The organism is Halalkalibacter sp. HAAS-P013 (assembly GCF_056619925.1).
Genome location: NZ_JBWQTU010000024.1, coordinates 14,635 through 35,823 on the forward strand (window position 1 = coordinate 14,635; position 21,189 = coordinate 35,823).

Here is a 21,189-nt window from a genome sequence, read left to right on the forward strand (position 1 = left end):
CAGAAAAATACCAGAAAGTACGCGAATAAAGTTGTTATTAACTTATATGTGGATAACTAGGTGGATAATGTGAGTAAATTCGTAAACCCCTTAAAAAACGGTATTTCGACTGTTGGTAACTTTGTGGATATTGTGGATATGTCAGAAAATTAGCCCAAAAAGGTTTGAGAGAGATGTGGAGAAAGCTTATATTACTTCTAATATTGATAACTATTTTCCAAAGTAATTTGTTGAGTTATGCTGAAACAACAGAAAAAAAAGAAAAAATTGCTGTTATTTTAGTTCCTGGACTTTCTATGACGGAAGCGCATTGGTTTATCCACAATAAGGGAACTAGCGAGCTCTGGGAAGAGGCTGCTATTGGTGCTATGAATGTCAGACCGGATGGCCCTTATTCGTATTTAAATAATATGGTTACAATGGGAGCTGGAGCTAAGGCTGTTGGTGTCCAAGGCTGGAATAGCTATGAAACGACAGAAGAAGTGAATGGGTTTCCGGCAAGCGAGTGGGTACATCAATTGACTGGAATAAACAGAACAGAAGGCTTATTGCATCCCGACTTTCATCGTTTAAATAATAAAAATGAACAGGGAACGCACCGAGGCCAAGTTGGTGATTTTGGTGAAATGCTGCGTGAGGCGGCAATTGTTCGCCAAGTGTATGGTCATAGTGACACGTTGGAAGAAAGAATTCGTTACGGTTCCTTACTTGCATTAGATCAGAGTGGCACGGTTAATGGCGATATTACTCAGTCTGTTAAAGAGAAGGCAGGTTCTCCGAATGGAATGGAGATGGATATTGACTTTCTTATTAACAAACTATCAACAATTGGGGAAAAACAAAATCGTTTCTTCGTCATCGAGTGGGGCGACTTGCATCGTTTATATGACCAAATGTTCTACATGGAGGAGTCGCACTTTCTAAATGAACAAGAAAGACAATTAAAGAGGTTACAATTATTTTTGAAACAAGCGCGTCAGGAAGTTGATGAATTGTGGCTGATTTCGCCAATGATGAACAAACAAGCTTATGATGAAAAGCTGCAGTTGGCACCTGTTTTTTATTGGGGACAACAAAAGGGAGGATACCTTACTTCTAATACAACAAGACAAGAATACTTACTAAGTAGTATTGATATCGTTCCAACACTACTCGGCACCTTTAATCTTTCTTCAGAATTTTATTCAGGAAATCAAGTGTTACGAGCAAATGTAGGTGTTGTGGATAAAGCTCCTTTTTTCCAAACAGTTGATGAAATTGTGCTAATCTATAAAAGTAGAGCCAGTGTTCTATCCATTTATATCACTTGTTTAGTCGTTGCTTTAATAGGTGCTGCTATTTATGGAGCATTTGGCACAAAAAAAAGACGGACGTGGCGCTACATAACGAGGTTAATTCTGTTATCAGCATTGTGGTCACCGTTTTGGTTTCTTGCATTGTCAGGTACTGTGAAAACACTTGGAATCAGCGGATTTGTATTGAGCTTAATAGCAAGCTCTTTATTATTTGGATACGTAGTGGGAAAGGGAAGCGAGAAACCAATTTTTTGGATCGGGTTATTTACATTTCTACTTATTACAGTTGATATTATCCTTGGGTTTACGTTAATGCAACGCTCATATTTAGGGTATGATCCAATTATTGGGGCTAGATACTATGGAATCGGTAATGAATTTGCAGGAGTGTATATCATTTCTTCCATAATGGTTATCAGTCCATTAGTAGTATCCATGCAAAAAAAACGCTCGACCGCTTTAATAATTACGCTCTTTGCTTGTTGTATTGTGATTTTGGGCAAAAGTACGTTAGGTACAAATGCCGGGGCAACATTATCAGCAGGAATCGCATTTGCTTTTTTCTTTTATCGCATGGTAACAAAAAGATGGTCATGGCGTTTTCTTCTCATTGTGTTTGCTTTGTCTTTGAGTGCATTATTCTTCTTTCTCTATATGCTACAATTAACAGGAGAACAGACCCATATAGGAATGGCATTTGACCGGTTATTAAATGGAGATATCCGTTATATTACAGATACGATTCAGAGAAAAATGGCTATGAATTTGAAGATCTTCCGTCATTCAAACTGGACGCAGCTATTTGTTACGAGTTACTTGTTAGGAGCCATTATTCTTTGGCGTAGACGACTGCAGCTTGAAGGACGGGATAAGCAGCTCTTTTTACAAACCGGAGTCGTTGCTTCATTTGCATTGCTTTTGTTAAATGATTCAGGAGTCGTTGCAGCTGCGACATCAATGTTCTGTGTCGTGTCAGCCCATTATTACTGGTTGTCTGTAAGCAAGGAGGAGAATAATTTTGCAGTTGGAAAAACGATTAATCCTAGCCAGGCGGTTGAGGATTAGTGTTCTCATAGTGATCGCAGTTGCGCTAGCTATGGATTATTTTCCTGGATTAACAGAAGGATTGATTGGAAAAAACTTAGTTTTTGTAATACTTGGTTTTTGTTTTGTGGTCGCTGTTGTAGCTGAATTATTGATACCAAGAAAAGAGAATCGAAAAGTAAATGTTCCTTTGTTTGAACATGATTTATTTTTTCTTTTTTACGTCGTTGCTGTGATTGGACTTTATAGTTTATTAGGAGGACGGTCACAAATAGGATTACATTTTACTCATCCTGTACTTTGGGTTTTTGTTGTGTATGCCTTTATTAAATGGAATCTTGATCGGAAACATGCAACGAAGGAACAAGAGTAGCGATGTGCGGAACCGTAACTACGTAATCGCAGCGCGCAGTCATTTTGACTGGGCGTTTTTTTCATTTTAAAATAAATGTTTGATTAATTGAGCAAGATGACAAAATAAAGGCGGGAGTTGGTAATGAATGATCTCTAAAGTCCTTCATCCTTTTGCTTGGATATATAATTTGGACTAACAAAAAAGAGAGACGAAAACCGATGGTGTTCGTCTCAATAAGCACTTTCTCTCTATCGAACCATTTTAATCATGACTACTACTTCGGATGTAGTTTTAACGCGGAGAAGGTATACAGAGGGGTTGACCCCTCTACTCCTGCAGTTCCTCCCATTCTTCCATGAGAGCTTCAATTTCGGTTTTTGCTTCATCAATTTCAGTTTGAATGGTTTGCGCTTTTTCGTGATCTGAATAAATAGAAGGATCACAAAGGTCTTCTTCTTTCTGAGCCATTGCCATTTCCAATGAGTCAATTTGCTTTTCGATTTCCTCAATTCTGCGTTGGCGCTGACGTTCGGCTTTTTTTGCCTCTTTGTCTTGTTCGTATGAGCGCTTATCTGCTTGTGTTCCAGCCGTTGTTTGGGTGGAGTTTGTTGCGTTCTCTTGTTGGCTTAGCAATTCACGTTGTTCCGTCTCATTTTTCTTTTCCACATAATAATCATAATCGCCAAGATAATTCGTGATCTGTCCTTCTTCTAGCTCAGCCATCCTTGTAGCAATGCGATTTAAGAAATAGCGGTCATGAGAAACAAATAACAAGGTTCCTGGATAATCGATTAGAGCATTTTCTAAAATTTCTTTTGCATCAAGATCCAAATGGTTTGTTGGCTCATCGAGAATTAGGAGATTTGCTTTTTTCATCATTAATTTTGCAAGGGCAAGTCGCGCTTTTTCTCCTCCACTTAACGTAGAAACAGGTTTTAGTACGTCATCACCGCTAAAAAGAAAGTTACCTAATACCGTTCTGATTTCTTTTTCGGGTAAGAGATTATGGTCATCCCACAGCTCGTGTAAAACGAGCTTGTTAGACTTTAGATTAGCTTGTTCTTGGTCATAATAACCGACTGTCACATTACTACCGAAGCGAATAACCCCATCTTTTAATGGAATATCTTTCATTAGTGCTTTTAGAAGTGTTGATTTCCCAGCGCCATTTGGCCCGATGAGTGCCACACTTTCTTCTCGATCAATCGAAAGGTTTAAATTTTGAAAGATCGTTTCATTACCATAAGCAACATGAAGATCAGTTGCACGGATAACCTCTTTTCCGCTTTGACGTTTAATCGCAAATGAAAAAGAAGCTGATTTCTCTGATCCAGCGGGACGGTCTAGTAAAGTCATTCGTTCGAGTTGTTTCCTACGACTTTGTGCTCGCTTCGTTGTCGAAGCTCTAGCAATGTTCCGTTGAATAAAGTCTTCTAACTTAGCGACTTCATCTTGTTGTTTCTCGTATTGTTTTAACTCGAGTTCGTAACGTTTTGCTTTTTCATCAAGATAAGCACTATAATTTCCTATGAATTTGGTTGATTTTGTTCGGGAGATTTCGATCACTTCTGTCACAATTTTATCTAAAAAGTAGCGGTCGTGGGACACGATAAGAATCGCACCCTTATAACCAACCAAATATTGTTCAAGCCAAGTAAGAGTTGCAATATCTAAGTGGTTGGTTGGTTCGTCAAGAATAAGAAGATCTGGCTTTGTTAACAATAACTTTGCTAACGCTAGTCTCGTTTTTTGACCACCACTTAATGTAGATATTTTTGTTTCGTAATCAAAGTCACCGAAATTCATCCCTGCAAGGACACCGCGAATGTCAGCTTCATACTGATAACCACCCTTATCTTTAAAAGTGATTTGAAGCTGATCATATTCTTTTAAAAGCTTGTTGTAACGAGTTTCGTTCTCGAGCAAGGAGGGATCAGACATTTGTAATTCCATGTCCCGAATTTGTTTTTCCATTTTACGTATAGGAGCAAAAACGGTTAACATCTCTTCCCAAATGGATAACTCTGATTCAAGGCCAGTATTTTGAGCAAGGTAGCCAAGCTCAGTTCCTTTTGGCATCATAACTTGTCCACTATCATAGGAAAGTTGCCCTGCAATTATTTTTAGTAATGTTGACTTACCTGCACCATTTCGTCCAACTAGGGCAACACGCTCCCCGGTTTGGATATCTAATTTAATATTTGTTAAAATGGGATCAATCCCAAAAGACTTACAAACATTATTACATTGTAAAATAATCATGGATTTCATTCCTAACTAATAAAATCTTTTCCTATAAAAAAACGTTTTTCATTAATAAAATGCGCCCAAAGTGGCAACGGCTCCACACGCCGTACGTATTTTGAGAAGAGCACTCAAAATACTAAAAAGAAAACGGCGGCTCTGTTTATTGCTAAGAGGTAACACCAAAAGGGAAAATGGCTCTTATCTAAAAAAAGTGGATACCGATTGGCAATGGCTCCGCGCGCCGTACGTATTTTGAGAAGAGCACTCAAAATACTAAAAAGAAAACGGCGGCTCCGCTCATTGCTAAGAGGTAACACCAAAAGGGAAAAGCGTCCTTTTGGTGTTACCTCTTAAGTGTATCGTAGAATGCATCTTTCAACAACTTCATGAACAGATGTGTGAAACGATTACAAACTCTGTGAAATGGTGTACAATAACGGTAGTCTTGAATTGCTAACTTAACGATGGTAGGAGGGAGGCAATGGATGAAAATTGATCAAACGAAGATACCTCAAGCAACAGCGAAGCGGTTGCCGCTTTATTATCGTTTCTTAGAAAATTTGTCTGCTTCAGGTAAGCAACGTGTCTCATCGACTGAATTAAGTGATGCAGTGAAAGTGGATTCGGCTACGATAAGACGTGACTTTTCTTATTTTGGAGCGCTAGGAAAAAAAGGCTATGGGTATAATGTGAATTATTTACTTTCTTTTTTTCGTAAAACGCTAGACCAAGATGAGTTGACAAAAGTTGTTCTTGTTGGTGTCGGGAATTTAGGAACGGCATTTTTACAATACAATTTTTCAAAAAATAATAACACAAGAATTGTAATGGCTTTTGATGTTGATGATCATAAAATTGGTGAGGAAATAGGCGGCGTAACGGTTCATCATCTAGGTGATCTTGAGAAAGTTATTGACCCAGAAGTAACGGTTGCCATTTTGACGGTGCCACAAGTTGCAGCACAGAAGATTGCAGATCAATTAGTCGCTGCAGGGATACAAGGGATATTAAACTTTACACCAGCTAGACTCGACGTACCGGAAACTGTACGCGTCCACCATATTGATCTTTCGGTTGAGCTACAAGCATTGGTTTATTTTTTAAAACATTACCCTGTGTAGCTTCTGTTTAAATAGGAGTGGTTTTCTCACACGGACGTGTAGCACGAGAAGCCATTGCCTTCTAATTGAACACACTCTATAATGAAAATAGGACAAGGAGGTGCTACCTATGGGTGGATTAGGAGCAGGCAGCATTGCATTGATTGCAATCGTTGCGTTACTAATTTTTGGTCCAAAGAAGTTGCCAGAGTTAGGAAAAGCTGCTGGGAATACATTACGTGAATTTAAAAACGCAACAAAAGGCTTAGCAGACGAAGATGAGAACAAGAAAAAAGATAACGATAAAGCCTAAGTAGGAAGGGTCTATAAATGGAACAAAGAGACATGTCGGTAATGGACCACATCGTGGAGCTTAGACGAAGAATTATTATAACTTTAGTCTTCTTCATCGTGGCACTAATTGCCGGCTTCTTTTTAGCTACACCGTTAATAACATACTTGCAAAGCACACCTACTGCTCAAGACTTGCCAATGAATGCTTTTAAGATGACGGATCCGATTCGGATATTTATGACATTTGCTTTTGCAAGTGCGCTCATTATCACGTTTCCAGTCATCTTGTATCAGCTTTGGGCGTTTGTTAGTCCTGGCTTACATGAGAAGGAACAAAAGGCTACACTTGCCTATATTCCGTTTGCTTTCATATTATTTCTAGCTGGTCTTTCGTTTTCGTACTTTGTTCTTTTCCCCTTTATCGTTCAATTTATGGGGAGTTTGTCAGAACGATTAGGAATTACTGAGCAGTATGGGATTAATGAATACTTTTCGTTTCTCTTTCAAGTAACGTTGCCATTTGGATTGTTATTTCAACTTCCTGTTATTGTGATGTTTTTTACCCGGTTAGGGATGCTAACACCGAGTTTACTAGCGCAGGTAAGGAAGTTTGCTTATTTCGTTTTGCTTGTAATAGCTGGTTTTATAACACCGCCAGAGATTTTGTCTCATTTGATGGTGACTTTGCCGTTATTGCTTCTTTATGAATTTAGTATCTGGGTGTCTTATCTGACCTATCGAAAAGTTCAAAGGTTGGAAAGAGAACGAGAAGAAAGCATAAAAGAGTGACTTCTGCTGTGATGGAAGTCACTCTTTTTTATACTGTTTTGTGAGATATTGAACATAGTTTGACATGTCTTTAAATAGGGTAGCCAAAAAGGTTGTCCTGTCCTATACTATGAATATAGAAAAGGTTGTGAAAACATTCACATAACAAAAAGGAATATCACAGCCGACTCTAAAAAAACATCAACTACTTCACTAATTCATGTGAAGTGTTGAACAAACAAAGAGCAAATAGAAGGAGGACTTACAATGATCGGTCAATTTTTCAGAGAAAACAAATATGTCGCGGGAGTATGGTTGTTCTTACGAGTATATCTAGGATGGTCTTGGTTAACAGCAGGATGGGGAAAGGTGACTGGAGACTTTAACGCAGGAGGCTATTTACAAGGATCCGTGGCAAACCCAGTGATGAGCGGGGAAGCGTTAATGTATCCAAACTACGTATCATTTTTAGAGAGTATAGCGATCCCGAACGCAGATATGTTTAGCTTTATGGTGGCCTGGGGAGAAGTATTAGTAGGATTAGGATTAATTTTAGGGGTATTCACATCAGCAGCAGCTTTCTTCGGAGTAGTAATGAACATGTCATTCTTGTTTGCCGGAACGATTTCTTCAAATCCGTGGATGATCTTAATCTCAATGTTTATTATAGTAGCAGGAGCCAATGCTGGTCGCTACGGTGGAGATAGATGGGTATTGCCATACTTGAAAAGCGTCGTATTTAAAAAGAGAAACAACGAAAATGGATTTGGAGCAGCTGGTAAAGGGTTAAAAGAAGCGATCTAAATGGAAAAAGAGGTAGACTCTAAAGAAAGAAGGGGTTTGCCTCTTATTGGTGGTTCTAGGTCGATCTAAATAGTGTTCCTGCATTAACACTTATGTTATGATACAGCTATAATATTTCGACAGACGAAATGGTGTGGATAACAATGAAAGTGTCAGGAAAGTGGATGGTCGTTGTAGCTGTGCTGCTCGGATCCTTTACAATGATTTTAAATAATAGCATGTTAAATCCAGCTGTACCACAACTAATGAATGTGTTTAATTCAGATGCGGTTGCAACTGGATGGGTTATAACGATATTTATGGTAACAATGGGGATGACCGTACCAGTTACAGGCTATCTCGGTGATCGGTTTGGGAAAAAGAAACTATATATTCTCGGGTTAGCCATTTTTGTGTTAGGCTCTTTACTCGGTTCTCTTTCATGGAATCTGAGTTCGTTAATTATCTTCCGAGGGCTTCAAGGCATTGGTGGTGGAATCATGATGCCTCTTTCTATGGCGCTTATATTCGAAGCTTTTCCTCGAAAAGAACGCGGCTTAGCGACAGGAGTATGGGGCATTTCTGCCATGATGGCACCTACCATTGGACCGACATTTGGTGGGTTTTTACTTGAGGCATTAGATTGGACTTACTTATTTCTTGTCAATGTTCCCTTTGGCCTTATTGGTATTTGGTTTGCGTTTCGTTATTTACCAACTACAACTGCTAATAAGCAAATTACATTTGATAAATACGGATTTATAACCATTACTTTTGGTGTCGGTGCGATTTTGTATGCATTAGGAAGAATGTCTGAACTTGCTCACTTAACAGAGCCAACGAACCTTACGTTAGTGGCGGTTGGGGTTGTATTATTATATGTATTTGTTCAAATTGAAAAGAAAGAGGAGCAACCTCTATTAGACTTGGCGTTGTTTCGTGTGCCCGCCTATACGTATAGCATGATCATAGCGAGTGTTTCATCTGTCGGTTTGTTTGCGGGAATATTTCTAATTCCATTGTTAATTCAACAAGTGTATGGTTTTGGTCCGATCATGACAGGTCTTATCTTTTTACCGTCAGCTCTGTTAACGGGAGTATTTATGAGTGTGGGTGGACGGATTCTTGACCGGAAAGGGCCAACAGGCGTCATATCTACAGGCCTTATTGTTGTTGCTATTGGTACGTTTCCTCTCGGGTTTATGAGCCTTGAAACGTCTCTAGCCGTGATTTTCTTTTGGATGGCTATTAGAGGGGTCGGTATGGGATTAAGCGGTATGCCTTCAACGACGACAGGAATGAATGCCATTCCTAGTCATCTCATCTCCAGAGGGTCTGCAGTGAATAATGTTATCAGACAAATGAGTTCCGCCCTAGGAATTGTATTTGTTTCGATTTACTATGAAGTGAGAAGAGGTCAATTAGCGATTACGCTCGGATCGTTAGAAGAAGCAAGTCTTCATGCAATTAATGAAGGGTTTATTATGATTGCCGTTCTCACAGCTATTTCAATTCCAGTAGCCTTCTTCCTTGAACGAGCAGCAAGGCAGGAGGAAAAATTGGTTTCAAGATAAATAGGTTGGAGGAGTATTATGCAAAAAGCATAGTGCTCTTTTTTGATTGATAAGGACACGAGCAGGTATGAAATTGCACACCTGCCGCATATAAAATATGTAGGAATGAAAAACATAGAAGGTGGTAAATGGTGGACGGCAAACGAAGAGTGAGAGTGTTTTTAGTCATAGTGACGAGTATCCTAATATTATATTTTGTGAGACACGTGTTTCTTTGAGGGGGGAGTATTAAGGAAGAACTGCCTGGGGGGGTGTCGCAAAAGCCAGTAACAGAGGAGGCAATGGCTCCGTTCGCTACGCGCCTTGAGAGGAGTGGGTTTCTCCTCTCAAGGCTTAAAAAAAATGTAGCGACTCCGCTCATTGCTTCGGGGTCACTTCAAAGGTCAAAATCAGACCTTTGAAGTGACCCCTTTAGTCTTTCTTCTTCTTATTTGTCTTCTGGAGCTGTTTAATCACTTTTCGTAAGCGATAAAAGCGATAGGCAATCATAAAATCAATTGCAGCAAAAGAAACAATTAAATAGCTCCAAAAATTCCAACCGGCGGTGTTCACATTTTGAATAGCAAAGAATATTAGTAAAACACCTATGGAAAAGTAGAGGAGCGCCATTGTGATCGGTGATGCTCTCATAGTAATCCTCCAATGATGAGTGATGTTTGTTGTTCAAGTTGTTCGAGTTGCTCCATCCAATCTTCAATTTGGTCTGCTAACAAAACATTAACAATTGAAACAAAAAGGTTAATTGCAACATGTGCGATAATTGGCACAAGGATGCGTTTTGTTTTTACATATAGATAAGCAAAAACTAGTCCCATTGCTGTGTATACGAGTAAATGGGTAAAGTCCATATGAACAGCAGCGAAAATTAGTGAACTAAGGATCCCTGAAATCCAGAAATTAAATCGTTTGTAAAGAGCTCCAAATATAACTAAACGAAAGACAATTTCCTCTAAAATAGGGCCAATAACTGATATAACAAGAATAAAAGCAGGGAAAGCTTTTGCGAACTCAACGATGGTCTCCGTGTTTTCAGAACCAGGTTCAATCCCGAGTAGGAACATCTCAATTAATGCTGCCGCATACTGAGCAGCAAAAACAAAGAAAACACCAATAATGGACCAACGTATGGCTTCTCCTCTTGAAGAGCGACCTCTTACTTCATGTCGATTACGGATCTCAGGCAGAAGCAATAGGATGATAATGATTAAACCAGTCGTAAAACTAAACATACTCCAAATACCCGGTATACGCTCTAAAGGAATGTCGAGCTCTCTGAGAAGTAAGACGCCAGGTACAGCTGAAAATTGCATTAACGTGTATGTAATTAGAATCCACCAATACCGTTTATTCAATGTGTAATTCCCCTTTGTTAAAAAGTCTCAAAACGCATCTTCATATTTTAACATAAGCTTTACATAAAAGCTGAAGGAAAGCACCAAGTATTATCGAATATAGTGTGAATAAGAATACTGAATTAGGAAAAGATAATGAAGGTTTGTTTTGAATCCTACATGAAAGCAGTCTTTTATTACGTTATGTAAGAACATAATTGATTATGTGCTTGTCTTGTTTCTTAGAGAAAATACTTATATTAAAGTAACTGAAAGCGCACATCAAATTTCAAAAATTTTTTTTGCAAAATGCTTGCAAATATACCCAGTTATGCTTATTATAATAATTGTGTTAGCACTCGAAGGTGATGAGTGCTAATAATAAAAATTTAATTTGTAGATCTTGAAGGAGGGTGTTTTCCTTGTTAAAGCCATTAGGTGATCGTGTTGTAATTGAACTAGTTGAATCAGAGGAAAAAACTGCAAGCGGGATTGTGTTACCAGATTCTGCAAAGGAAAAGCCTCAAGAAGGAAAAGTGGTAGCTGTTGGTACTGGTCGTGTGACTGACAACGGTGAGCGCGTTGCTCTTGAAGTAAATGCGGGAGATTCTATCATTTTTTCAAAATATGCAGGTACTGAAGTGAAATTCGAAGGCAAAGAATATTTAATCTTACGTGAGAGCGACATTCTTGCAATCATTGGCTAATAAAGAAAGAGCTTAGTCTCTACATAAAACAGGAAAATTCTAGGAGGGTACAAACATGGCTAAAGATATTAAGTTTAGTGAAGACGCTCGTCGTTCAATGCTACGTGGTGTTGATGCACTTGCGAACGCTGTGAAAGTAACACTTGGACCAAAAGGACGTAACGTTGTTCTTGAGAAGAAATTTGGTTCTCCATTAATTACAAATGATGGTGTAACAATCGCAAAAGAAATCGAGCTTGAAGATGCATTCGAAAACATGGGTGCAAAGCTTGTTGCTGAAGTAGCGAGCAAAACAAACGATATTGCAGGGGACGGTACAACAACTGCAACAGTTCTTGCGCAAGCTATGATTCGTGAAGGTCTTAAAAACGTAACATCTGGTGCAAACCCGATGGTCATCCGTAAAGGAATCGAAAAAGCAACTGCTGCTGCAGTTACAGAGCTTAAAAGCATTTCGAAGCCAATCGAAGGAAAAGCTTCAATTGCACAAGTTGCAGCGATTTCTTCTGCTGACGATGAAGTAGGTCAAATCATTGCAGAAGCAATGGACCGTGTTGGTAACGACGGCGTTATCACAATCGAAGAGTCTAAAGGTTTCTCTACTGAGCTTGAAGTAGTAGAAGGTATGCAATTCGATCGCGGATATGCTTCTCCTTACATGGTAACTGACTCTGATAAGATGGAAGCAGTTCTTGATAACCCTTATGTACTTATCACTGACAAGAAGATCTCTAACATTCAAGAAGTTCTTCCTGTTCTTGAGCAAGTTGTACAACAAGGTAAGCCAATCCTTATCATCGCTGAAGATGTGGAAGGCGAAGCTCTTGCTACACTTGTAGTAAACAAATTACGTGGTACATTCAACGCTGTAGCTGTTAAAGCTCCAGGATTTGGTGACCGTCGTAAAGCAATGCTTGAAGACATTGCAACATTAACAGGTGGTGAAGTGATCACAGAAGACCTAGGTCTTGACCTTAAGTCTGCGAACATCACTCAACTTGGCCGTGCTGGAAAAGTTGTTGTTACAAAAGAAAACACAACAGTCGTTGAAGGTGCGGGAGACGCAGCTGCAATCGCTGGCCGCGTAAGCCAAATCAAAGCTCAGCTTGAAGAAACAACATCTGAGTTTGACAAAGAAAAGCTACAAGAGCGCCTAGCTAAGCTTGCTGGTGGTGTAGCAGTTCTTAAAGTTGGTGCCGCAACTGAAACGGAATTAAAAGAGCGTAAACTACGCATTGAAGATGCATTAAACTCAACACGTGCTGCGGTTGAAGAAGGTATCGTAGCTGGTGGTGGTACAGCACTTGTTAACGTTATTAAAGCTGTTAAAGCAGTTCAAGCTGACGGCGACGAAGCTACAGGTGTGAACATCGTACTACGTGCTCTTGAAGAGCCAGTTCGTCAAATCGCACACAATGCAGGTCTTGAAGGATCTGTTATCGTTGAGCGCCTTAAAGGTGAAGCTATTGGCCAAGGTTTCAACGCTGCAACTGGCGAGTGGGTAAACATGGTTGAAGCTGGAATCGTTGACCCAACTAAAGTTACACGTTCAGCTCTACAACACGCTGCTTCAGTATCAGCTATGTTCCTAACAACAGAAGCTGTAATCGCTGATAAGCCTGAGGAAAACGAAGGCGGCGGCGGAATGCCTGATATGGGCGGCATGGGCGGAATGGGTGGAATGGGCGGCATGATGTAATCTGCCCCTGAAACCCTTGGTATATAGGGATTTGTTAGTAAGGTGAGAGTGGTTTGCTAACATTGAGGATATTAACGGAGGCTTCTCATGAGTTCATTGAACTTTTGAGAGGCTTCTTTTTTCATTTCTTGTGTTACGTGGAGATATACATTTTTTGTGATTTGAACATCTTAATGTACCAATCTTTTTATTCTAATGCTACACCTAATAAAAGCTGTAATTGACAGCTTTTATTTTTTAAGACTATAATCGTAATGATTACGATTTTCTGTAGTGGGATGAATAATTTTTAAAAGAATAGGGTAAGAATGAGTTATAAATCGTAATGATTACTTTTTGGGGGGTGTATATAGTGGCAACTTGGGATCTTAGTCAAACAAAGCACCATGTGCTGTTTTGTAATGGGAGTAGTTGTAACAAGTGGGGAGCTGAAGATGTAACACAAGCGTTTCGTCATGAGATTTCCAAAAGAAACTTAGATGATCTTATCCATACAACAAGAACTCGTTGCAATGGGCGGTGTGATGATCGTTGTGTCGCAGTCGTGTACCCTTCTGGGAATTGGTACAAAGGATTGGTGTCGGAGGATGCGAGCACCTTTGTTAATTCACTTGTGTTAAATCGAGATCTAACAGGAAAAGTAAGTCACACATACACGGGTGATGGGTTTACACGTGAAGAGGGAATTTCAAAAGGAATTTCTAAAGACCCGGAAAAGGTAAAGAAAGTGTCAAAACAATATTAAGAGAGAAGTGATGAAATGGTTTTTACGAAGCAATTTAGGATTCCCGTAACAATATTGACAGGTTATCTTGGAGCTGGTAAGACAACCTTACTTAATCGTATTTTGACTGAAAAACATAATAAAAAGATAGCCGTCATTGTGAATGAATATGGCGAGGTCGGGATTGATAATCAGCTTGTTGTGGATTCCGAGGAAGAAATTGTAGAGATGAACAATGGATGCATTTGTTGCACGGTACGTGGTGATTTAATTAAAATTCTTCGTACCTTACACTTTTCAATGGAACAAGGACATGTGCATTTTGATCAAGTAATCATTGAAACAACGGGTTTGGCTGATCCGGCTCCTGTTGCACAGACATTTTTCGTTGATGAGATTCTACGCGAGGTGTTTGAGGTAGATAGTATAGTTACAGTTGTAGATAGTAAACACATTATAAAACACTTAGATAAAAAAGACGAAGCGCAGGAACAAATTGCCTTTGCGGATGTGATTGTTTTTAATAAGCAAGATTTAATCAACGCAGATGAAATAAGACAACTAGAAGCAAGAGTCAGTCAAATGAATCCAACAGCTAAAAGGCTCTATGCTGAGAATTGCCAGATCAATCTAGAAGAGATCTTAAACATTCACACATTCAATGTCGATCATAAGCTAAATGTAAACCCACATTTTCTAGATGATCATCATCACCATCATCATGATGACCGTGTATCGTCGATTGCATTTACGGAAGAGAGGCCCCTTGATATGAACAAGGTAGATCGTTGGATGAGCTACTTGGTTCAAGAAAAGGGAGAGGACTTACTTCGTTATAAAGGGATATTGAATATCGAAGGGATGCAAGAAAGAATTGTGTTTCAAGGACTACATATGTTGTTCACAGGTAAACCCGATAAGAAGTGGCAAGAGGGAGAAAAAAGGAAAACGGAGCTTGTTTTCATTGGAAGAAATTTAGATAAGGTTGAATTAGAAAAACAATTTAACACATGTATTGTGAGTTAAGAGTAGGCTATGTCCAGTAGCTTACTCTTAATGTAGATGAAACTATTAAACTAGGACAAATACATTTTTAAAAACGTAATGATTACTATTATCGGAGGAGAGAATGGAAAATTGGTATGAAGAACATTTTAATGAAGACTATTTAAGAATCTATAAACATCGTAATGATGACTTAGCTCACAAGGAGTTAACTCAATTAATGAAGTTTGTGCCAACGACCAAAGGTCAATCATTACTAGATCTATGTTGTGGAAATGGGAGGCATAGTAGGTGGTTTGTTAAGAAAGGATTCCGTGTAACGGGGGTTGATTTGTCACCTGCATTATTAAATGAAGCCCAAAAGAAAGAGTACGCAAAAGACATTCATTATGTGCGCTCAGATATGAGAGAACTATATTATAAAGATGACTTTGATGTAGTTGTTAATCTTTTTACAAGCTTCGGTTATTTTAAAGAGGATGAACAGAATAAAAAAGTGTTAGCAAATGCTTATCGCGCTCTGAAAACAAATGGATATTTTGTATTTGATTATTTAAATCCATCTTTCTTAGAAAATCATCTTGTACCTTTTTCAAAAGATGTCATTGATGACCTTTCTATTCTTCAATATCGGATGATTATCAACAATACGGTCGTAAAGAAGATCAAGGTAGAAGATCAAGGTGCATTAAGAGAGTATGAGGAACGAGTGAAATTATATGAACGGGAGAAATTAGATGCAATGTTAGAAGAAGTTGGGTTTACGATTCTCCACACGTTTGGTAATTATAATGGTAGTAGGTATGAGAAAAATGATTCTCCCAGGTTGATTTATGTTTGCCAGAAGAGAAGGAGCGGTGAAAGGTAAAGAAATGGAAACGTTAGAAGTTACTAAGAGAAAGGTGAACTTATCTTCAAGTCTTCATCTGAGATCCCCTGTTTTCTTAACATGGTCGATGCTCATTATCCTAACAATATCAATGACCATCTCAGTGATGGTAGGTGCCGTTACAATTTCCCCTCTTACTGTGTGGAAGGTAACCTTATCAAAGATTTCGTTCATGGAACCTTATACCATAGCGGACTGGTCACGTGCCGAGCAACAAATTATTTGGGAGCTTCGATTTCCACGAGTGATATTAGCAGCTGTTGTTGGTGCGGGATTGGCTCTTGTTGGAGTCGTTATCCAAGCACTTGTTAGAAATTCTTTGGCGGATCCATATATTTTAGGTGTTTCTTCTGGTGCATCAGTTGGGGCGACACTTGTCATTATTTTCGGCGCTTTTTCTGTTTTTGGACAATTTGCCTTGTCAACAGCTGCTTTTGGTGGTGCGTTGGTTTCTGTGTTACTTGTGTTTATTCTATCGCAGGTACAAGGACGCATTTCCACTGTTCGACTGTTGCTGGCTGGTATTGCTGTATCTATGATGCTTTCAGCTGTTACTAGTTATATTGTCATTTCCGCTCCACGTGAAGAAGGAATTAGAGATGCAATGTTTTGGATGATGGGGAGTGTCGCAGGTGCAAAGTGGTCACAGCTACCAATACCATTAATTAGTCTAATACTCGCTTTGATTATACTAAGGATTCTTGCAAGACCTCTTAACCTTATGCTTATGGGAGAGGACGCAGCAGCAACCTTAGGTGTAGATAGTCAAAGGTTAAAGAAGTGGCTCATTGTTCTAACGGCCCTATTAACGGGTGTATTGGTTTCTGTTAGTGGTGCTATTGGATTTATAGGATTAATGGTGCCTCACATGGTTCGATTAGTGATCGGCTCTAACCATCGATATGTACTTCCACTTAGTGCATTAGTGGGAGCGTTTTTTCTAATTTGGGCGGATATAATCGCAAGAACAATAGTAGCGCCGCAAGAACTACCGATCGGAATTATTACGGCATTATGTGGAGGGCCCTTCTTTATTTGGCTATTAAGGAAAAGCTCGTATTCATTTGGTGGAGGTGGAGAAAAATGAAATTAATGGTTAATGAGTTAGTTACTGAATTAAATCACCAAGCCATTGTTCAAGATGTCAGTTTCAATGTAAACGAAGGGGAATTTGTTGGAGTAATTGGTCCAAACGGAAGTGGGAAATCGACACTCTTAAAGACGTTATATAGAGTGCTAAAGCCTGCTGAAGGTGCAGTTATGTTAGATAATGAAGCAATTACTTCTTATCATCATAAAGAATTTGCTAAAAAAATAGCTGTCGTTGGACAAGAAAGTACAGTTCCTTTTGATTTTTCCATACTGGATATAGTCCTCATGGGAAGAAATCCGCATAAACGGTTACTTGACCAAGAAACAAAGGTTGATCATGACATTGCTCAAGAAGCGCTTAAACAGGTTGGACTAGAAGGTTATGAACAACGTAGTTTTGCTACATTGTCTGGCGGAGAGAAGCAGCGTGTCATTATTGCTAGAGCGATTGCCCAAGAGCCAAGCTTCTTTATTCTAGATGAACCTACGAATCATCTAGATATCCACCATCAGCTTCATATTCTTGATGTATTGCAACGTTCTAACATGACGGTCCTTACTGCCCTACATGACTTAAATCTAGCAGCCTCTTATTGTGATCGGATCCTTGTTATGCATGACGGTAGATTGGTAGCAAACGGGTCACCAAAAGAAATTCTCACAAAGCAACTATTAGAGGAAGTCTTCCAAGTAGAAGCAACCATATGGACACACCCATTAACTCAAAAAGTACAAGTCATGTATGTCTCACCAGGGATGAAACAAGGGATTTTTGATCTTGAGCTAAAAAGATGGCTGCAGAGCTAAGGAAAGGAAGGCCTATGGGAAATTATCAATGTACGGTTTGTGGGTTTCGTTACAATGAATGGCACGGGGATCCAAAGAACGGCATTCCTGAGAATACTCCTTTTTATCAATTAGCAGGAACATTGTGTTCAAGGTGTGGATTACAGGGAGAACGTCATCAAAAGCAGCCTAATCCTAAATATCGATCATTAGAGGCCGAGTATTATGATTATTTTGTTGGAAAACGCGGGATAAACTTCTACCGTCAATGGCTTGCAGCATATCATGATCAGGCATCTGTATTAGATTTAGGAATTGGAACAGGGAGATTGGCTGTAGAACTATTGAAAGATGGGGTAAGTGTCACTGGTGTTGATTGGAGTGAAGACATGCTTGCGGTTGCTGAAAGGAGGTTTAACAGATTCAATCACGATATTGAACTAATTCATGAGGATATTCTTCATTTTTCACTAAATAAGAAGTTTACCCACATCATTCTAACCGAAGGCACGTTTCAAGAGAGCACGGCTCCTGAGAAACAAAAGATGATCATCCTCAAGGCAAAAGAACATTTAGCGCCAGGTGGTTATCTTTCTATTGATCTTGTTTTTCCAAACGAGCTGACTATATACAATAGAACGTCTCAAAAACAAGTGAGTGAGCACAAAACGATTCAACTGCAAACGAAAACAAATGTATCATTTGCTAGGCAAATGATACATTATACAGTTTGTTTTGAACTAGAGAGAAAAGGATTATTGGAGTCAAGATACAGAGTAGAAAGAGAGCTCTCATTACTAACTGTACAAGAGGTAATTTACTTGCTAACAATGGAAGGATTTCATCTTATAGGTATCTATGATAAAACTAAATCGTCTATGGTAGATATTCAAAAAAGAAGTCGACAATTAGCGAGAGAAGAAAACTTAGCAGAAAAGGAATTAGAAGTGAAGAATGGATATCTAAATTCGTATCAAGAAGATGCTTGGAATGCTGGTGGATATCCTTTATCTAACGCAGCACAGAAAAATGAGCATTCGTTTACAGTAATTGTAAGATCATAAAGAAAAGGTAGGAAGAGGAAATGAAGAAACTATTTCAAAGAGTTATATTGGGATTGGGAATCGCAGTCACTATCGTCGCTTGTTCAGAAGCAGATGGAAGTAATCAACAAGCAAATGGGGTAGAAGAAACATCACAAAATGAAGTAGTAGAAATTCAAAATGGGGATTACACATTAATAATTTCTGAAATACCGACACGTGCAGTAACATTAAATCAACATGTGACCGAAGTGATGCTTGCTCTTGGGCTAGAGGATCATATGGTAGGAACAGCTTATTTAGATGATGATGTGCTACCTGAATGGAAGGAAGCGTATGAGTCGATTCCAGTTCTTGCTGATCGTTATCCATCTCAAGAAGTCTTTTTAGATGTTGAACCTGACTTTGCATATGCAGGGTGGGGCAGTGCGTTTAATGAAGAAGCGATTGGTACGGTAGAGGAGTTGCAGAGCTTGGGCATAGACGCATACCTACATCAATCTTCTACAAAAGTAGGACCTACACTTGAAGATATATACGAAGATATTCGTCAAATTGCCAAGGTTTTCAATGTTAGTGATACAGCAGAGGCATTAATTAGTAAGTTAGATGACGATATTGAACAATTAAAAAAGCAAATCCCTAGTGAGCAATCTGAACCAAGAGTATTCGTTTTTGATAGTGGTGACACAGCTCCATTTACTGTTGGGCAAAACTTCTTAAACCAGATCATTACAATGGCTGGAGCTACGAATATTTTCTCTGATGTAGATAAAAATTGGGCTGAAGTAAGCTGGGAAGAAGTTGTCGAACGAGATCCTGAGGTCATCATCATTGTTGACTATGGTGAAACAACCGCTGAACAGAAACGTCAACAATTACTAAAGCATCCAGCATTAATTGATGTGACAGCAATTAAGGAAGAGAAATTTATTGTTTTACCACTTTCATCAGCTGCAGAAGGAGTTCGAGTGGCAAAAGCATTGGAGATAGTAGTTGAAGGTTTATATTAAATATGTATACATGAATGCATGTGACGTTTAATTCGAATTATTACGAATTAAAAAGTGTGAAAGGTGATGATTACATGCTTCAAGATCTTTATCGGAAAGTGGTGATGGATCATGCAAAATATCGTAGGAATACAGGGGTGTTGGACGGGGAACAAGTTAAGAAAGTTCACTATAAAAACCCGACGTGCGGAGATGTCATCACATTGTATATAGATGTCGAAAAGAATAGGGTTAAGAATGTTTCATTTGAAGGAGAAGGTTGTAGTATTAGCATGGCTGCCTCTTCGATGATGACAGAATTAGTTAAAGGAAAAAGTCTAGGTGTTGTTTCGGAGCTGAGGTATGAGTTTGAGCAGTTGATTCGAAACGGGGAGCAAACGAATACAGAAGTTGATCTTCAGGATGCGATGTCACTCGAAGGTGTTCATAAGTTAAGAGCGAGACATAACTGTGCATTAATGGCCTGGCAGGCTTTAGATAAGGTGTTAGCTGATGTGCAAGAGTATAAAGGGATCAAAGGGTAACTGTGAGGTGTATGGATGAAGAAAAAAGTTGATGTTGTTATATTAAGTGGATTTCTAGGGAGTGGGAAAAGTACATTATTATCTCGACTTCTTTCATATGAAAAGAAGAGGGGGCGTAAGGTAGCTGTGTTAATGAATGAGCTTGGTAAAGTGAGTATTGATTCCTCAGTTGTCCCTACAAATATCCCTTTAAAGGAAATGTTAAATGGGTGCATTTGCTGTTCGATACAAGGAGAACTGAGTGTTCAATTAAAAAGTATGACAGAAGAGCATAAACTTGATGTGATTTATATTGAAGCAACTGGTGCCGCCCACCCGTTAGATGTGCTTGACGCTTGTACTCATCCTTTGTTACTAGAAACGATTCAGATTCATGCAATTATTACTGTAGTGAATGCAAAGCAATGGCTAGAGCAAAAGATGAGTAACAAGCTGAAAAAATTGATTACGCATCAAGTGAAATTTGCTGATGTGGTACTGATTAATAAAATTGATCAATTAACCGAAGATGAATTGACAAAAGTAAAAACTACTATTGAGCAGGAGAATCCTTTAGCACTAAAACAAGTAGTGACATTCTCTGAGATGGACATGTCTATTCTTGATGGCTCGAAGGATCGAGGCAAGTTGCAAATAAAACGGTCTGATATTAAAACAGATGTTACAAGCCTCCATTTAAAAACTTGTGCCATCTCAATGGAACAACCTATGGACCGTATTCAGCTGGAGGCTTTCTTGGAAGAGAATCAAGAACAACTCTTGAGGGTGAAGGGGTTTATCAGACTAACAGATAGCCCTGCGATGTACTTGTTTAATTATGCATATGGATATCCATTGTATGAACGGATGAAGTCCCCTGTTCCAGTAAAGCCTGTGTTAGTTTTTATAGGTGAGGAATTAATTCAACAAGACTTGG

Annotated in this window: 21 protein-coding genes; 18 read left to right on the forward strand and 3 right to left on the reverse strand. The window is 39.0% G+C overall.

What is annotated here, in order from left to right:
• Positions 1-173 precede the first annotated feature (173 nt).
• Together AC1FXP_RS21500 and AC1FXP_RS21505 are read left to right on the forward strand one after the other, a co-directional pair.
• Positions 174-2,360, forward strand: a complete 2,187-nt coding sequence (locus AC1FXP_RS21500; protein WP_480063987.1) for a hypothetical protein — start codon at positions 174-176, stop codon at positions 2,358-2,360.
• On the forward strand, positions 2,314-2,712 hold the full coding sequence (locus tag AC1FXP_RS21505; protein ID WP_480063988.1) for a hypothetical protein: 399 nt from the start codon (positions 2,314-2,316) through the stop codon (positions 2,710-2,712). Before AC1FXP_RS21500 ends, AC1FXP_RS21505 begins: the two co-directional genes overlap by 47 nt.
• Positions 2,713-3,021: 309 nt before the next feature.
• Here the strand turns inward: AC1FXP_RS21505 and AC1FXP_RS21510 are convergent, their stop codons facing one another.
• Entirely contained in the window at positions 3,022-4,956 is a 1,935-nt protein-coding gene (locus AC1FXP_RS21510) for an ABC transporter ATP-binding protein (RefSeq protein WP_480063989.1), read from the reverse strand.
• A gap of 470 nt (positions 4,957-5,426) precedes the next feature.
• On the opposite strand from AC1FXP_RS21510, the gene AC1FXP_RS21515 reads away from it, so the two are divergent.
• From AC1FXP_RS21515 to AC1FXP_RS21535, 5 genes are all read left to right on the forward strand, one after another.
• Positions 5,427-6,062, forward strand: coding sequence for a redox-sensing transcriptional repressor Rex (locus tag AC1FXP_RS21515; RefSeq protein WP_480063990.1), 636 nt, complete (start codon positions 5,427-5,429; stop codon positions 6,060-6,062).
• A 109-nt stretch (positions 6,063-6,171) separates the two neighbouring features.
• Positions 6,172-6,354, forward strand: a complete 183-nt coding sequence (locus AC1FXP_RS21520) for a twin-arginine translocase TatA/TatE family subunit (RefSeq protein WP_250097716.1) — start codon at positions 6,172-6,174, stop codon at positions 6,352-6,354.
• Positions 6,355-6,371: 17 nt separating this feature from the next.
• Complete coding sequence (gene tatC / locus AC1FXP_RS21525) at positions 6,372-7,124, forward strand: twin-arginine translocase subunit TatC (protein WP_480063991.1); 753 nt, start codon at positions 6,372-6,374, stop codon at positions 7,122-7,124.
• Between the two features lie 246 nt (positions 7,125-7,370).
• A complete protein-coding gene (locus AC1FXP_RS21530; protein ID WP_480063992.1) occupies positions 7,371-7,907 on the forward strand; it encodes a DoxX family protein in 537 nt (178 codons plus the stop codon).
• 143 nt (positions 7,908-8,050) lie between these two features.
• Positions 8,051-9,460, forward strand: coding sequence for an MDR family MFS transporter (locus tag AC1FXP_RS21535; protein WP_480063993.1), 1,410 nt, complete (start codon positions 8,051-8,053; stop codon positions 9,458-9,460).
• 411 nt (positions 9,461-9,871) lie between these two features.
• On the opposite strand, the gene AC1FXP_RS21540 is transcribed toward AC1FXP_RS21535, so the two are convergent.
• Entirely contained in the window at positions 9,872-10,090 is a 219-nt protein-coding gene (locus tag AC1FXP_RS21540) for a YdiK family protein (RefSeq protein ID WP_250097722.1), read from the reverse strand.
• Entirely contained in the window at positions 10,087-10,812 is a 726-nt protein-coding gene (locus AC1FXP_RS21545) for a CPBP family intramembrane glutamic endopeptidase (RefSeq protein WP_480063994.1), read from the reverse strand. Before AC1FXP_RS21545 ends, AC1FXP_RS21540 begins: the two co-directional genes overlap by 4 nt.
• A gap of 401 nt (positions 10,813-11,213) precedes the next feature.
• On the opposite strand from AC1FXP_RS21545, the gene groES reads away from it, so the two are divergent.
• From groES to AC1FXP_RS21600, 11 genes are all read left to right on the forward strand, one after another.
• Positions 11,214-11,498 (forward strand): co-chaperone GroES, encoded by a 285-nt coding sequence (gene groES / locus AC1FXP_RS21550; protein WP_480063995.1) that lies wholly within the window; start codon positions 11,214-11,216, stop codon positions 11,496-11,498.
• A gap of 55 nt (positions 11,499-11,553) precedes the next feature.
• Entirely contained in the window at positions 11,554-13,197 is a 1,644-nt protein-coding gene (groL, locus tag AC1FXP_RS21555) for a chaperonin GroEL (protein ID WP_480063996.1), read from the forward strand.
• A gap of 352 nt (positions 13,198-13,549) precedes the next feature.
• Complete coding sequence (locus tag AC1FXP_RS21560) at positions 13,550-13,942, forward strand: (2Fe-2S) ferredoxin domain-containing protein (RefSeq protein WP_480063997.1); 393 nt, start codon at positions 13,550-13,552, stop codon at positions 13,940-13,942.
• 15 nt (positions 13,943-13,957) lie between these two features.
• A complete protein-coding gene (locus AC1FXP_RS21565) occupies positions 13,958-14,947 on the forward strand; it encodes a CobW family GTP-binding protein (RefSeq protein WP_480063998.1) in 990 nt (329 codons plus the stop codon).
• A 103-nt stretch (positions 14,948-15,050) separates the two neighbouring features.
• Positions 15,051-15,794, forward strand: a complete 744-nt coding sequence (locus tag AC1FXP_RS21570; protein WP_480063999.1) for a class I SAM-dependent methyltransferase — start codon at positions 15,051-15,053, stop codon at positions 15,792-15,794.
• A gap of 88 nt (positions 15,795-15,882) precedes the next feature.
• Positions 15,883-16,902, forward strand: coding sequence for a FecCD family ABC transporter permease (locus AC1FXP_RS21575; protein WP_480064007.1), 1,020 nt, complete (start codon positions 15,883-15,885; stop codon positions 16,900-16,902).
• Entirely contained in the window at positions 16,899-17,714 is an 816-nt protein-coding gene (locus tag AC1FXP_RS21580) for a heme ABC transporter ATP-binding protein (protein WP_480064000.1), read from the forward strand. Before AC1FXP_RS21575 ends, AC1FXP_RS21580 begins: the two co-directional genes overlap by 4 nt.
• Before the next feature lie 14 nt (positions 17,715-17,728).
• Positions 17,729-18,757 (forward strand): methyltransferase domain-containing protein, encoded by a 1,029-nt coding sequence (locus AC1FXP_RS21585; protein WP_480064001.1) that lies wholly within the window; start codon positions 17,729-17,731, stop codon positions 18,755-18,757.
• Between the two features lie 20 nt (positions 18,758-18,777).
• Entirely contained in the window at positions 18,778-19,749 is a 972-nt protein-coding gene (locus AC1FXP_RS21590; RefSeq protein WP_480064002.1) for an ABC transporter substrate-binding protein, read from the forward strand.
• Between the two features lie 74 nt (positions 19,750-19,823).
• Positions 19,824-20,273: a Fe-S cluster assembly sulfur transfer protein SufU gene (gene sufU, locus AC1FXP_RS21595; RefSeq protein ID WP_480064003.1), complete on the forward strand. Its 450-nt coding sequence runs from the start codon at positions 19,824-19,826 to the stop codon at positions 20,271-20,273.
• A 15-nt stretch (positions 20,274-20,288) separates the two neighbouring features.
• A partial coding sequence (locus AC1FXP_RS21600) for a CobW family GTP-binding protein (protein ID WP_480064004.1) occupies positions 20,289-21,189 on the forward strand: 901 nt, incomplete at its 3' end.

Bases quoted from the DNA above. Each gene is read 5' to 3' on its own strand.
- AC1FXP_RS21570 (WP_480063999.1), top strand. From the start codon at position 15,051: ATGGAAAATTGGTATGAAGAACATTTTAATGAAGACTATTTAAGAATC.
- groL (WP_480063996.1), top strand. From the start codon at position 11,554: ATGGCTAAAGATATTAAGTTTAGTGAAGACGCTCGTCGTTCAATGCTA.
- AC1FXP_RS21530 (WP_480063992.1), top strand. From the start codon at position 7,371: ATGATCGGTCAATTTTTCAGAGAAAACAAATATGTCGCGGGAGTATGG.
- AC1FXP_RS21580 (WP_480064000.1), top strand. From the start codon at position 16,899: ATGAAATTAATGGTTAATGAGTTAGTTACTGAATTAAATCACCAAGCC.
- sufU (WP_480064003.1), top strand. From the start codon at position 19,824: ATGCTTCAAGATCTTTATCGGAAAGTGGTGATGGATCATGCAAAATAT.
- AC1FXP_RS21590 (WP_480064002.1), top strand. From the start codon at position 18,778: ATGAAGAAACTATTTCAAAGAGTTATATTGGGATTGGGAATCGCAGTC.
- AC1FXP_RS21540 (WP_250097722.1), bottom strand. From the start codon at position 10,090: ATGAGAGCATCACCGATCACAATGGCGCTCCTCTACTTTTCCATAGGT.
- AC1FXP_RS21515 (WP_480063990.1), top strand. From the start codon at position 5,427: ATGAAAATTGATCAAACGAAGATACCTCAAGCAACAGCGAAGCGGTTG.
- AC1FXP_RS21510 (WP_480063989.1), bottom strand. From the start codon at position 4,956: ATGATTATTTTACAATGTAATAATGTTTGTAAGTCTTTTGGGATTGAT.
- AC1FXP_RS21535 (WP_480063993.1), top strand. From the start codon at position 8,051: ATGAAAGTGTCAGGAAAGTGGATGGTCGTTGTAGCTGTGCTGCTCGGA.
- AC1FXP_RS21520 (WP_250097716.1), top strand. From the start codon at position 6,172: ATGGGTGGATTAGGAGCAGGCAGCATTGCATTGATTGCAATCGTTGCG.
- AC1FXP_RS21500 (WP_480063987.1), top strand. From the start codon at position 174: ATGTGGAGAAAGCTTATATTACTTCTAATATTGATAACTATTTTCCAA.
- tatC (WP_480063991.1), top strand. From the start codon at position 6,372: ATGGAACAAAGAGACATGTCGGTAATGGACCACATCGTGGAGCTTAGA.
- AC1FXP_RS21585 (WP_480064001.1), top strand. From the start codon at position 17,729: ATGGGAAATTATCAATGTACGGTTTGTGGGTTTCGTTACAATGAATGG.
- AC1FXP_RS21575 (WP_480064007.1), top strand. From the start codon at position 15,883: ATGCTCATTATCCTAACAATATCAATGACCATCTCAGTGATGGTAGGT.
- AC1FXP_RS21565 (WP_480063998.1), top strand. From the start codon at position 13,958: ATGGTTTTTACGAAGCAATTTAGGATTCCCGTAACAATATTGACAGGT.